This window comes from Niallia tiangongensis (assembly GCF_044704065.1).
GTDB lineage: Bacteria > Bacillota > Bacilli > Bacillales > Cytobacillaceae > Niallia > Niallia tiangongensis.
Map to the genome: position 1 here is coordinate 3,941,487 of NZ_CP162613.1, position 13,759 is coordinate 3,955,245.

At 31.7% G+C, this 13,759-nt stretch carries 9 protein-coding genes; 2 read left to right on the forward strand and 7 right to left on the reverse strand.

All coding sequences use genetic code 11. The annotated features are described in order from the left end of the window. Positions 1–35: 35 nt before the first annotated feature. Complete coding sequence (locus tag AB3U99_RS18965; RefSeq protein WP_400243198.1) at positions 36–1,391, reverse strand: ABC transporter substrate-binding protein; 1,356 nt, start codon at positions 1,389–1,391, stop codon at positions 36–38. A 550-nt stretch (positions 1,392–1,941) separates the two neighbouring features. Between AB3U99_RS18965 and AB3U99_RS18970 the strand changes: the two genes are divergently transcribed. Continuing rightward, complete coding sequence (locus AB3U99_RS18970) at positions 1,942–2,148, forward strand: YozQ family protein (RefSeq protein WP_400243200.1); 207 nt, start codon at positions 1,942–1,944, stop codon at positions 2,146–2,148. 164 nt (positions 2,149–2,312) lie between these two features. Here AB3U99_RS18970 and AB3U99_RS18975 read toward each other — a convergent pair whose 3' ends face one another. The 6 genes from AB3U99_RS18975 to AB3U99_RS19000 all read right to left on the reverse strand — a co-directional run bounded on the left by AB3U99_RS18975 (position 2,313) and on the right by AB3U99_RS19000 (position 11,595). Then, on the reverse strand, positions 2,313–3,740 hold the full coding sequence (locus AB3U99_RS18975; RefSeq protein ID WP_400243201.1) for an aldehyde dehydrogenase family protein: 1,428 nt from the start codon (positions 3,738–3,740) through the stop codon (positions 2,313–2,315). 344 nt (positions 3,741–4,084) lie between these two features. After that, positions 4,085–4,525: a MarR family winged helix-turn-helix transcriptional regulator gene (locus AB3U99_RS18980; protein WP_400243203.1), complete on the reverse strand. Its 441-nt coding sequence runs from the start codon at positions 4,523–4,525 to the stop codon at positions 4,085–4,087. Positions 4,526–4,728: 203 nt separating this feature from the next. Then, positions 4,729–5,082: a DoxX family protein gene (locus AB3U99_RS18985; RefSeq protein ID WP_400243204.1), complete on the reverse strand. Its 354-nt coding sequence runs from the start codon at positions 5,080–5,082 to the stop codon at positions 4,729–4,731. 511 nt (positions 5,083–5,593) lie between these two features. Then, positions 5,594–7,876 carry an SEC-C metal-binding domain-containing protein gene (locus AB3U99_RS18990; RefSeq protein ID WP_400243205.1) on the reverse strand — a complete coding sequence of 761 codons (2,283 nt, stop codon included), beginning with the start codon at positions 7,874–7,876 and terminating at the stop codon, positions 5,594–5,596. 22 nt (positions 7,877–7,898) lie between these two features. After that, positions 7,899–9,302, reverse strand: coding sequence for a reverse transcriptase domain-containing protein (locus tag AB3U99_RS18995; RefSeq protein WP_400243206.1), 1,404 nt, complete (start codon positions 9,300–9,302; stop codon positions 7,899–7,901). A gap of 322 nt (positions 9,303–9,624) precedes the next feature. Next, positions 9,625–11,595 (reverse strand): DEAD/DEAH box helicase, encoded by a 1,971-nt coding sequence (locus AB3U99_RS19000; RefSeq protein ID WP_400243207.1) that lies wholly within the window; start codon positions 11,593–11,595, stop codon positions 9,625–9,627. Positions 11,596–12,004: 409 nt separating this feature from the next. Between AB3U99_RS19000 and AB3U99_RS19005 the strand changes: the two genes are divergently transcribed. Beyond that, the gene (locus AB3U99_RS19005) at positions 12,005–13,651 is read left to right on the forward strand and encodes a competence protein CoiA family protein (RefSeq protein WP_400243208.1); all 1,647 of its coding nucleotides are present in this window, start codon (positions 12,005–12,007) and stop codon (positions 13,649–13,651) included. The last annotated feature ends 108 nt before the right edge of the window (positions 13,652–13,759 follow it).

Consider the following 13,759-nt stretch of genomic DNA (forward strand, 5'->3'; position numbering starts at 1 on the left):
AAGATTGCCTTATGAGGCAATCTTAAAGACCAAACTTATTCTTGCTCAAAATCTACCTCTGCCTGCGCATCTTCAAGAGCTTGCTTTACATCCGCACCATTTTCTAGAACTTCATTTAAGGTGGTTAAATTAAAGACCTCATTAATTGTAGTAGTAATTGGCACTGTTTTAATTAAATTTACTTCATCTTGAATTTCTAATAATGTATCAAATGGATTATTAACAAAATATTTCACATATTCGTTCTCTTGATTATGGGTAATTTCTTTATTTGTCCACACCTTCGTATTGACTGGATCAAAACCAAGGATATTCCAAATTTGTTCCCCGCCTTCTTCCGTCAATTTTGCCCAAGTCATAAATTCAGCTGCTAGATCAGCATTTTCAGAGTCTTTATATACTACTGTTCCTGTACCACCTGCACCATTCGAACGTTTTTGCCCTTCTTCAAACACGGGGGCTGGCGCAATTGCAAATTTACCAGACATCTCTGGCATATAATCTGTAAATCGAGACATATACCAAATCGCTTTAGGGAAAGCAGCTACTTCACCTTTTGCAACTGTAGCATAACCTTGCTCTGTATCAATTTGTCCCCCTGGAGTTACTTCTGCAATACCACTTTCCAACCAACCTTTTTGCATTGTTAGCAAATTATTTAAAGAATCTAATTCCACGTTTGCATTTTCAGGATCTTCTACCCAAGATTCTCCATGTTCAGACATAGCTAAAGTTAACCAGTCAGCACCGCCTGTATCAACTGAAGTCATATAAACTTCTCCATTTGAAGCCTCTTTTAATTTTTCACCAGCTGCTGTAAAGTCATCCCATGTTTGAATTTGGGCATAATCAATACCGTATTTCTCTAGGATTTCCGTATTATAATACATCACAGTAGCTCCAACATGTGTTGGTACACCATAGTAGTTACCATCTTTTTCATAAGCATCTAATCGGGATGTTACCAAATCGGCTTTATACGGCTCTACATAACTGTTCAATGCCAACCATGGTACTTCTCCGTCTAAATAGTTTGGAAATTGGCCAATTTCTACATCCGCTAAATCGGGAATTCCTTCACCAGATTGGACTGATAAAGTTAGCTTCGTATGCATATCTGCATAAGGATATACGGTAAACTTAATTTGAATTTGCTTATCCGGATTCTCCTCATTCCATTTATTCAACATTTCAGTATAGAACTTTTGATGTAAATCAACGAACAACCACATGTCCATTTTCGCACCATCTTCTGGGCCTACTGTAGTAACCTCAGATTCTACCTCTTCTGTGTTTTTTCCATTTCCACTAGAGGAATTCGAACATCCAACAACTAAAACAGCCATCAAAAGAACAACAAAATAGGAAAAGCCTTTTTTGGGTAACCTCATGAAATTTGCCCCCATTCGATTTTTGAAATTCAAAATTCAAGTATTTACATGTACTTTATATTGATTAACAAGATCACCTCCTGTAATTAAAACGCTTTCATCATTAGGTATATTACCATTTACAAATTTTTATGTTCACTTTTTTATACGCACTTTTTTATTTTTTGCAAAAAAATGTACGTATATAATGAACATTTTTGTTAATTATATTTTTTTCCACCCCTTACTTGTTTTATCTACTATCAGAAATAAATATCAGTTTTACTAAAATTATCCTTATTAGAGTTCTGGCGATAAAAAGAATTTATATAGGCAAGATTTATTGTAATATTCATCATGCACAGTTAAAATTTGACCACACATCTTTTGGAAATAATCCGTTTTATACCATGCCGAAAAGTTTTTCAGAAAACAAAGGAAAAAGGAAATGTTTCTATTTCCTAAATTAGCAGGAGTAACTTTTTCATGAAATCAAAAATTACATGAGTAATTTTTTAATATTTAGAAGAAAATACATCTGTAGAAGTTATTACAAAAAGGAGTGTTCACATTGAAAAAAAAGAATGCTGATCAAAATACGGAAGTTGCGGGACGTGTTTTTGATCCAAGTGATTATGAAAAAAAAAATCAACTTTCATCAGGCTTGGCAACAACTCATGAACAAGCTACAGATACATATACAGAAGGGGAAATTGGTGCCGTAATTGATGATGTAGATGGGGAAGATATTCAAATTGGGAAAAAAACGAAGAAGTAACAGAACTAGCTAGACCTCGGAAAATATGAATTATTTCACAAGCAACTAAAATGGGGACTACTTCCTAAGTAAAGGAAATAGTCCCTATTTATGTCGATTTAATTCCGGTTAATTCATTTTTTTAGTTAATCAATTAGGAAAAAGGAATACTAAATTGCCCGCCTTTACTCAGGAATATATGGTAACTCAAGGGTTTTTGGAAGATTGATTACATGTGTCTCTACATAAGATTTTAATCCTTCTTCACCGTATTCTCTTCCAACACCCGACTGCTTCACCCCACCAAATGGGAACTGAACGTCCAAACCTTGAACAGCCGCTGTATTAATCATCGTTGTACCAGCTTCCATTCTGCGTGCTACTCTCACGGCATGCTCTTCCTCCCCCCAAACAGAGCTTGTTAAACCGTAAATACTTTCATTATGTAATTCGATTACTTGTTCTTCATCATCAAATGGCAAGATTGGTACAGTAACTACAGTTGGCTGGAGAAAATAACCGTTATCCATTAGTTCTGGATTTAGTATTTTCCCTAATGGAATCACTTTTGCACCTTTACTTTTAGCATCCTCTACAAGGCTACGTACATATTTCACCTGGTTTTTATTATTTACAGGACCTACTGTCACATCTGGATGAAAAGGCTCCCCAACTCTTATCCATTTATTTGCTGCTTCGATATATTTTTCTACAAAGGCATCATAGATGGAACGATGGACATATATCCGTTTAGCAATCATACAAATTTGTCCTGATGTTAAAAAGTTTGAAATGACCATTCTTCTCATAGCTCTTTCGTCGTTAACATTAAAATCCTCTAAGACAATTGCAGCATCATTTCCACCTAGCTCCAAGGTCATCTTTTTGATTGTTTCTGATGCAGCTTTCATAATACTTTTGGCAGTTTTTGTTCCACCAGTAAAGGCAATTTTTGCAACTTTAGGATTAGAGGTTAGTTCTACTCCCACTTCTGCATCCCCATGTACAAGATTGAGTACACCAGGGGGAAATTCATTTGCAATGATTTCAACCACTTTGCTAACAGCTAAAGGAGCATATGGACTTGGTTTAACAACCATAGTATTTCCAGTCAATAATGCTGGGGCTATTTTAATGGTGGATAAAGAAATAGGATAATTCCATGGTGAAATGGCAGAAACAACCCCTACTGGATCAAATGTAATAATAGTTCTCCCATTTTCATGTACTTTTTCCTGTGGACTAACGACTTTCTTCACATTCATGCAAGCAAATTCCATCCACATGATAGAAATAGCGATTTCTCCTTTAGAATCATATAATGCTTTCCCGTGTTCTCTAGATAATAAGGTAGCTATTTCAGGTGTTGCGTCCTTTATTTTTTGGATAGCTCGCTCCATTCTTTCAATCCGATCCTCCACTTCCGTCCATGCCCAGCTTTTTAAAGCATCATACGCTGCCTCTATCGCATGTACCGTTTCGTCTTTCGTATTAAGAGGAGCATATCCTACAATCTCATCAGGATGCGTGGGATTTTCACGAGGAGCTTGTTTTTCCGTTGGTACTTTCTCTCCATTGATAATAGCATGTATTGTTATGGGTTCATTTGGCATAATCTGAATCCTCCTTTTCGATTCTTCCTTAACATAATTAGTATGAATTAGGTTAATACAGTATATACGGTGAGTATATTGAAATTAGATGATTCTTCCTAATCCATTTAGATAGAGAAACGTATTTACAAACTATTTCACTAATGACTTTATAATTATTCCTCTTTTATAAAGTAGGAAAACACAATTAGCTTTGTAATTTTTCCCACATTCAAAAAAAAGAATAGCAAATACTACTTTAGGTAGCATCTGCTATTCTTAATTACTCTTAAATATTAAATTAAAATTTACATTATCACTTTGAAATTTGACACAAATTCGTTTAATATTACCCAGATTATCTATTATCCCAAACCTTCTGCACCTATTCCAATTTTCTTTAATAGATCAATAAGCAGCTCTTTTTCTTCCTTTGAGATAAAGGATAAATTTTCTGAAATGGTTGCAACATGTTTAGGGAAAATCTCATCAAACAACGCCCGTCCTTCCTTTGTCAGGACGACGTTAGAGGCTCTTCTATCATTGGGGTTGGGCTGTCTTTCTACTAGCCCTTTCTTTTCTAGCTTGTCTACTACATAGGTAATACTTCCACTAGGAATAGAAAAAACCTCACTAATCTTTTGAACAGGATGTGGTCCTTTACTGTAAAGCAATTCAAGAATCATAAAATTTTCACTATTGATTTTATGACTTTCTATATCGTTCTTTATATTTGTAATAACAGCCTTGGAAGCCTTCAACCATATGCGAAACAATCTCAAATCCAGATTATTTTGATTTTCCACGACTTAACCTCCTTTAAATAATTAAGGCATTTTATTTATCTATATAAAGGATAATTAACTTCAGTTGGAATCGCTATTGGCATTTGAAGTTTTCCTTTAGATTCAACGAAAGCTGATTGTTTTCTTCCTTTCTACTATTACCAAACTCCTAATATTTCCTGAAATTTACTCATTCATTGAATTCACTCTTTATCTTACTAGACTTAAAGCAATGATTCAAAATTAATAAAGAATACAATGAACCCTAATAGTAATAAAATGATTGGCATCATCATACTTTTAACCGCATCTTTAATTTTAATATGTGTAATAATTGCTCCAATCATTGTAAAAACAATTAATAACCCACCCCAAGCAGCTAATGTTTCATGCCAAATACCTATAATAATGAAAACTGCTGAAATAATCTCGACTAAACCAGTAAACACCCTAAACCATCCTGGATACCCATAATGCTTAAACCCTTCAACCATTTGTTTAGAGCCCAACTTCATAAATCCAAACATTAGGAATCCTAACCCTAATATAACTTGTAGAATAATTGATAATACCGTCATTTTATTGCTCTCCCTTTATCCTAAAATTATTTATCCTATAATTAGGACTTTTTTATCCTAACATTAGGATATATTTATTGTCAATAAAAAAATAAAGAATGACTTAGTGGTATACTCTTTTAACTATATATTTTAAATTTATACTTAAAGATAAAGACAAAGCCTCTAGACCTACCAAACTTTTAGTTCTTAAATACAGTATTTACAGGTTAATCAGTACTAAAGGACTTACTGAGAATGGACTTTAGAAATAGCCCACAAACTTCTCTTTTCTATTTTAGGAACTAAAATTTCACATAAAAAAAAGCATAAAATTTCCAAAAGAAAATTTATGCTTTACATTATATAGATAAATTAAAAACCACCAAATATGTATTTGGTGGAGACGGTGGGTATTCTACCACAAAAATCTACAAACCTTATTATATCAACGTTTGAAGGGCTTTTTCGACCGTCAAAAATGGCTCTTACAAAGGAATTAATAAGGTTTGCTAAACTATGCTTACGGAGACTAGTATTTCTTTATTTCACAGCATTTCTTATATTTTTTATTTCTTCCACAGGGACAATTATCATTCCTCCCAATTTTACCATTAACTTCTCTATATTTTTCTATTCTTTGCTTTGAAATAAATTCAACCACTTTTTCAACGTCTTGTATTTGATTAAGGTCTTGAAGGTTGCTCAGTTTTAGTGAACAAATTTTTATATCTCTTAATCGATCATGTCTATCATAGTAAAAGTCATATACTAGGCATTCTTTATTACCAGTAATCTTTAAATTTGCATAAATATAATTAACCTTATCATTATCTGTAAGTGCTTTAAAATCAGGAGCATAAACAAATATAGCGTATGGCATTTCACCTGGTGCAAACGTTTGAATCATATAACCAATTTGTTTTTGCCTTAATAAAATTGACTCTAATTGATTTACGAAATTATCCCTGGATTCAAAATCAAAATCTAATAAGAAAATAGAAAACCTAATTTTTTCTACACTCCCTATTTTATTTAACAAATCTAGAATTTCTTTAAACTGAGATGCCATATTTTGTGTCGGCTTATTAACCTCAATATTATGATGCAACAACGAAAAGTAATTATCTAGTTCCTGTCTGTAACCTATCCCACTTAGTCTAGTCCCACTCTCTACTTCTTTAGCATCCCAAGTATATAAGTTTCGTTCTAAATACATCCCTAAATGATCTAACTCGTCATTCAAAGCTAAACTCTCACATTCAATAGCTTTCCTACGTTCTTTTAAGTAATGTAGAAATTGTAACGGATTATCAAATATATCCCGATATATTCTTAAATCATCTATCGATAATGATATTGAATTACTCTTCAATTTTATAAAATTGATTTTTTCTGCTTTGGCCGTAAAGGTATTAAAATTATCTACCGTCACACAAAGGCAATAAATTTCAGGATAATTTCGCATGTCTAATTCCACTTTCAAATCTTTTTCCTTCGTATAAATTTTTGAAAGTGTACTTTTCTCTATATATTCCTTCGTTCTATCACATTGATGATCTGCCTTTTCAATCAATGCTTTAAAAGAATTTATATGTCCTTTATAATCCGTTAAAGCAGAAGTATAAATAAATGATCCCGCTTTAACTTCTACTATTAACATGACATCATTAAAAGTTATGAGTAAATCATTTTCTGCACAATCTTTCAATGATTTTTTTCTAGGATAATAATTGTCTCTAAGCGTATTACAGCCGGGAAGTATTTTTTTAAATAAATTTTCTACCATTTTTTCAGTTGTTTCTTGCTGGATAATTGCCCATGTTTCTTTATAACTCGGACATGCACTTATTAAATTTTTTTGAATAGCTCTATATAAATTATCGAAAATAGAGTAATAGTCAAAACCGTATGCAATATTATTTATTTTAATAAAAGGTCTTTTTTGAATAGGCAAGTCTAAATTCGGCCATCCAGAATAATAATTATCATCATTAAAGAAAGCTCCATATTCATTAATTCCATAACTTAGTATATCGATAAATTCATCAGACCACCCTGTTATCTCCTTAATCCCATGTAGCTTAATTATATCTAATTTTTGAATTCCTTCAGATATATCTAATAATTCTTTATACTTTTGATTAATATCAGTAACATTATCAACTTGAATATCTTGGCTGAAAAACTCAGTCAAACTATCAGCCATTTTCTTCATTTCATCCATTCTTCCTTGCGTAAGAATATATTCTAACTTTTTCAACCCTCTAATAAAATTTTCTACATTAAGTTTAAATGTTTCTTCAAATATTTGCTTATGTGGAGAAAGTATTTCTCTAAAATGTTCAATTTGATAACACTGGTATCTATCTCCACGTACAACTCTTGAAAATTCAGATTCAATTATATACGCAAGTTCTTCTCTATTAACCTCTGGATCATCTTTTATTTTTTTTTCAGACCAGTAGTAATAATAATTATTTAAAGAATAATACAATTTGATAACATCAATTATTATATCTTCATAGTCATCAAATTCACTCTCTTGCCCACCATCCAAATACGTATTTTCTTGAGAAACTAAAATTGACTGAATATATTCAATAGCTCTTTGAGAATAAATTTCTTCTAGGCTACTTTGAATCTCTGAAGTTAGATTAATAAAATTTAAGATATTCCTTTCAAATAAATAATTTAGAAGTTCAAGTGGATTAGATTTTTTAACCTTTTCTTTTATATTATTTATTAACTTATCTATATCATTTTTATATTTTTCATAATTATTCTCTATCAACATTAACTCACTATTTCCCATTTAATATCCCCTTATATTTTTATTAAAGCCTAATTTTTCTATGTATCCTTCCCCAATGCCTCTTCACCTGCTTCTTAATAATGCAATTAACATGTAATCTACACATTTTGTTATGCGCTTTATAAGCATAAGTAATAAAATTCCCACGATCTTTATAATCGAAGCCTAAGTGTGTATACAGATCATAGAGCGATCGTTTCGGACCAGGTCGTTTTGTCGCATATTCAATACGTTTTACAGTTTTAACTTTTCTATACGCCCTAGTGTAATAATTAAATAAACTCTTTTCTCTCAGTTGAATCATGTGTCCATTTGTTACAAACCCCAAATAATCTATTTTAGAAGGTTTTAATTGTTCATCAAGAATTTCTGTACCATTCCATAACCTTATTTCAGTTTTTTCTGGTTGCACAATTAATCCATCAGGTTTGTATTTTTCTATAATTGTAAATAATTCATCTCGAATTTCATTAAACTCACCATAACTTTCGCTATCAATTGGTATGATTACAATCAAATCATCACAGTATCTTCTATACATAGAATTAGCATTCTTTTTCTTACACCATTGTCTAATTTCTTTATCAAAATCAATTAAATGTACATTAGAACAAACTGCACTCACACTTGAACCTTGAGGGATACCGAAAGGCCCCGGATTAGGATTTTTCTTTAAATGAATTTTCTTAAACTCTCTAAATTCAGTTGGCTCCATGATTCTACTAATTTGATGTGTTTTAATTTTTCGGTTCAATTTCCCTCCAAACTTTTCTTCTAAAAAGCTATCAATATTTTCTCTATTCACGTATGTAAATTTCGTCAAATTTTTAAATACTTGATACCAGTCTTTATCTAGAGTAGTTACTCCCAGAACTCTTTTCATGTTTTCTTTCAATGTATGATGTGAAATATTATCAAAATACTTCGAAAAATCACTAGCTATTACAACAGCGTTCTCAAATTTAAATAAATGCTCAAACACTTCAAACGCAAAATCGATATTATTTTTACCAAACTTGTTATTACGATATGCAATAACGTTTTCATCAATTTCATTATCAGCAGAATAATCGTTATAAGCATTATTTAACAAATCACCATAATATTTATATATAAAGCTATCTTTGTGTGCAGCATAAAAAATTTGACGAGTCTTTGGTTTCCCAGGTTCTTTTCTTTTAATGACATTGCCTAGTTCATCAATTTCTTTAACCGTCACAAACCTCTTAAAGCTCATTTCAAAATGTATAAATGGTAAAAAAGCATATGAAGCTACGAAATCCTTATTTAAAAGATTCGCTTTCATATGCCCAATTTGTATTCGTTCATCAAAATGTAGATAACCTTTTGTTCTATACTTCTTCCAATTAATATTAGAAGAGCTAGAGAGGTTATGTAATTGATGTGGTCCATTACCCTGGTTCATAACCGGAAAACCTCCTAGCCTAATTTGGTGTCATCTATCAAAGATAGATGCTCTGCTGACCACGCGCTCCGTATGAAACGGCTTTGTTACTCTTAAAACAATACACTATACTTACCCTATGGAGGTAATTACAATGTTGCTAAGTTTGTCTAGCTATTCAGAAGTCCAGCTTGTGCTGTTCTTAACAGAAATCACTAGGTTGCTTGTTGAGGTTCTAAATATTTATAACCTTGACAAGCGTGAAACTTAACACTTCCGCAACTATTTTCACAGAACAATCAAATTATCCCATTTTATCCAATAAAAATCAATTCTACCTCTATTAATCTTTTAAATAAAACTCTAATTTTTCAACCACAATTTTTTTAGCAACCCCATAATCACTCGTACTAAATTCCCCTACCCTTTTTTTCAACACCTGATAAATGGACTGATGAATATTTCTCGTTAGCCATCCTATATTATCAACATCGCTATCTAGTTGAAAATCGTAACGAATAGGTAGTTCCATTCCTTTCTTATCCAACTTACTTTGAACAAAGAAATCTTCAATTTTTAAGTTTAACCACGTTATATACTCTTTTCGTAAACCTTGAGCTTTTAGATAATCTTCGCCATCTGAAATATTCAACTTAATCGTTTCATTAGCTTGTGTTTCTTTTAATTCGATTAATGCTTGGGCTTCTTCTTTAGAAATTACGCCTGCCTCTCCCAACTGTTTAATACGTTCATTTTCAGCTTTTAAATTGCTCACTACTGCATCATTTGCTGCTTTTTTAGCCGCTAAATATCGATCAAATCCATCAGGTGAAAATGAATCTTCGTTTCCAATGCCTTTCGATGAATATTTGGTCACGCTTCCTAATTGTTGAGGAGCAATAACAAGAACATCTTCTTCAATATCAACTTTGGGTTTCTTTTTACCAGGTCTAGATTCTACAAACCCTAGTTCTTCAAGCATATTGATTTGTTCGCTTAAACTTTCTCTTTGGGATTTAATTACTTCCGAAAAAGATTTCTGTTGTTTATAATAATCCCACAGTTTTTCAAGCCCTAGTTCTTTATGGTAAATGACATTACAGAAATTATCTAAATCTGAATTAGCATTAGGAATTTTTCTCAATCCTCTTCCTATTGCTTGTGCATATGGTGTTAATGATTTAAATGGTCTAAATATAGAGATAATCGAAATATCAGGATTATTGTAACCTTCCCCTAGCATTTGAATGCTTACCATCACGTCATATTTGCCTTGTGCAAAATCACTTAAACGAACTTCATTTTCTCTTTCGTTATTTGAGTTTGTACTAACATAAGTCGCACTCATTCCAGCATCATTAAACCATTTACATATAGACTGAGCATGTTCATCGTTACATGTAATTGCTAGAACTCGATGATTTGGGTAGCTTTTTCGTTTATCCATTAAAACTTGTTTCGTTTGTTCAATAATTTGCTTTGAACATACTTCAGAAAGAGCAACGGATTTGTTTATCCAATCATTATTTAACTTTTGCTTTGCTTCCTCTAAAGTGAGCCTTTGACCTGTTTCATTATGAATAAACTCTAATTCTCCAGGGATTTCAACTTCTTTGATTACATCCTTTAATAAGCCATCTTTAATTGCTTCACCTAATGTATATTCGTAAATAGGGTCCAATGGATTGCTTGTAATTTCAAGTTTATCTGCTCTAAATGGAGTTGCTGTTAATTTAATTACTTTTGAAGCTTTAAAATAAGCTATAGCTTCTTGCCACATCGGAGCTGCTACGTGATGGGCTTCATCGATAATAATCATGTCGAAAAAACCTTGATCCACTAGATTCATTAAATTTACTTCTTCACCGCTACTATTAATTCGATGAATATTAGTAATTACAATATCTGCTTCCTTTAACTTACTAATGGCGATGGCCTTTTCCTGCTCACTATCTTTCCTAAACCCTTGATATAATAATGTTTTAGGTAAATCCACTGCTTTTAATATCACGTTATGCTTATATAAAAATGAATTTTGAGGATTAAATAAAGTATCAAATTCTTCAAATACTGTTCTTCTGACAACCTTACCTGGAGTTATTAATAGTACTTTGCCTTTACAATTAGTAAAAGGAAGTATCGACATTAAACCGGTTTTACCTGACCCAGTAGGCATAACGACTAATACTTCTCTTTTTTCGAACTCTGGAAACTGCTCATAATATCTTGTAACCGCGTTGTAAGCATCTAATTGAGCTTGATATAACTTACTATTACCAATAATATTTGCACTACCTGCCTCAAAAAATACCATAATATTCCTCCTTTATAATTATATAATAACATGTAAATCAACCTTAATAATTTAAATATTTAGATATTAAACTTTATAGATACGAACAAATGTTGAGGGAACCCCCCAACTCACAAAATGACTAATGCGTCACTTTATTGAGTTTGGGGTTGCAAAATAAGTATATTTCACTACAAATTACACATTAGTAATAAGCTAATTTTTTTATATGTATATCCTATCAACTTCATATCTGCGAACAAACATTAATAATTAACAACGAATCCCTAATTTATAAAACATCTGAAAATGGCGCTTGTAACCAACAAAGATTTTCTTATAATAACAATATATGTAAATTTTAAAATAAAATAGTATTGCATTATAAAGTTGTAAAATAAGTACTTTTCTAACTAAATGAGGTGAGAAAATGTTTGTAGCTATCAATCGAAACGGAGAGAAACAGTTTGCATTTCATGAAGATAAGATACGGTTAAGATCATTATCTGATGCAAAAGAACTTTATTGTCCTAACTGTCAGAAGAAAGTTTTCTTTCGTGGTGGACCAAAACGCATACACCACTTTTATCATGAAACCCATGTTGAATGTAGTTTTTTGGGGGAGCCTGAAACACAGGAACATCTTGGTGGTAAATTAGCAATTTATAATTGGTTGAAAGAGAAATATCCGAATGCTTATGTCGCATTAGAAAAACGAATTAGTAAGACGAATCAAATTGCAGATGTTTATGCTGATTTTGGTAATGATCAAAGATTTGCATTTGAAGTACAGTGCGCGGAGTTAACAACAGAAAAGTGGTTAGAACGGCGTAAACTATACGCAATAGCAGGCATAAAAGACATCTGGCTTTTCGGTGCTAATTATTATAAAGAAATTAATACTGATGATATAGGTGAGGACGAATTGGTTATCCGATTAAAGTACTTACAGCAAACGGTTAATAAAAAAGAACGTAGTGTTTATTTTATTGATACAAAAAACAATCTCGTAAAACATATCGGACAATTTTTTGGTATTACTTATCGGACAGAAACAAGAGCTTCAGTAAAGTTGCAAGAACTCACTATTAATGAAATGAAAATTTTTAAAGTACCATCTCCTTGTAAATACGTTTTAGGAAATGAAACTTCATTCAAAAAGCTTCAAGAATATTTTACAAATAGAAGTAAGAAAGCTGCAGAAATTTGGCGGGAACGTAAAAAGGAACACGCCCTAAGAATGCAAAGAATCCATCAAAAAAAAGAGCAGCAAAAGAAATTCCAATTATATAAACGGTACTTGAATAACTTTAGTATTGAAAAAGTATATCACCGTTTGTCACCCAGAGAACAAGTTCTATTTAAAAGATTAGTAAAAGAATACGGTTTAACCGATACAAATTTCCCTGGCATATTCAATATACAAATGGAAAATTATAAATTTGTTCACACGCCTTATCCTTTATGGCAATTACTCGTTTTTCATAAAGCTATAAAGCACAATTACAGTAAGAAACAATTAATCTATTCAAAGTATTTATTTCAAGATATAAAGGACCAAATCAGATATGATGTTAGGGACAGTAAAGAAGTTGCTACAATAATTCACAGCTATCTAGTTCTCTTGGAGAAATGCGGTTTTTTGGATAAAAAAACGTTTTATCGTAAGTATACTCACCCATTTACAATTGAAAATAATGTTTTACCAATCGTTAATAATAAAGATCTTAATTCAAATGTTGCCTTATATTTATCTGAATTTAATTTATTTGAAATTGGTTGGGTTGATGATTACTATACTACTCATGTATTTATTGAGCGTGAGGAACAACAAATATTGAAAAAGGGTATAAAGCATTATCAAAATCTCGTAATTAATAGAATGGAATCCCCTTTTCATATTGAGGAAGGGTTAATTGATTGGTTCTGTGAGGCCGTGTTGAACCAATATATTCAATTAAATAAGAACGAAGAAGATTTTTTAACTCAACTAAGACATCTCGTACTAGAAGGTGAATTTATCTCGCAGGCAATACATGATACTTTTTTTGCGTTAATAGAAGAAAAATTTAATTAATTATAAGTGCTAGGCACGCAATATATAACAATTTGTAAATTTGTCAGTATTATTATTGTGCCTGGCACCTAATATTAAATTCAAAAGAACGATAACTATGTGATAACA

What these genes read in the sequence shown, in the direction of transcription:
- AB3U99_RS18965 (WP_400243198.1), bottom strand. Translation starts at nt 1,391, where the DNA reads ATGAGGTTACCCAAAAAAGGCTTTTCCTATTTTGTTGTTCTTTTGATG.
- AB3U99_RS18975 (WP_400243201.1), bottom strand. Translation starts at nt 3,740, where the DNA reads ATGCCAAATGAACCCATAACAATACATGCTATTATCAATGGAGAGAAA.
- AB3U99_RS18985 (WP_400243204.1), bottom strand. Translation starts at nt 5,082, where the DNA reads ATGACGGTATTATCAATTATTCTACAAGTTATATTAGGGTTAGGATTC.
- AB3U99_RS18990 (WP_400243205.1), bottom strand. Translation starts at nt 7,876, where the DNA reads ATGGGAAATAGTGAGTTAATGTTGATAGAGAATAATTATGAAAAATAT.
- AB3U99_RS18995 (WP_400243206.1), bottom strand. Translation starts at nt 9,302, where the DNA reads ATGAACCAGGGTAATGGACCACATCAATTACATAACCTCTCTAGCTCT.
- AB3U99_RS19000 (WP_400243207.1), bottom strand. Translation starts at nt 11,595, where the DNA reads ATGGTATTTTTTGAGGCAGGTAGTGCAAATATTATTGGTAATAGTAAG.
- AB3U99_RS19005 (WP_400243208.1), top strand. Translation starts at nt 12,005, where the DNA reads ATGTTTGTAGCTATCAATCGAAACGGAGAGAAACAGTTTGCATTTCAT.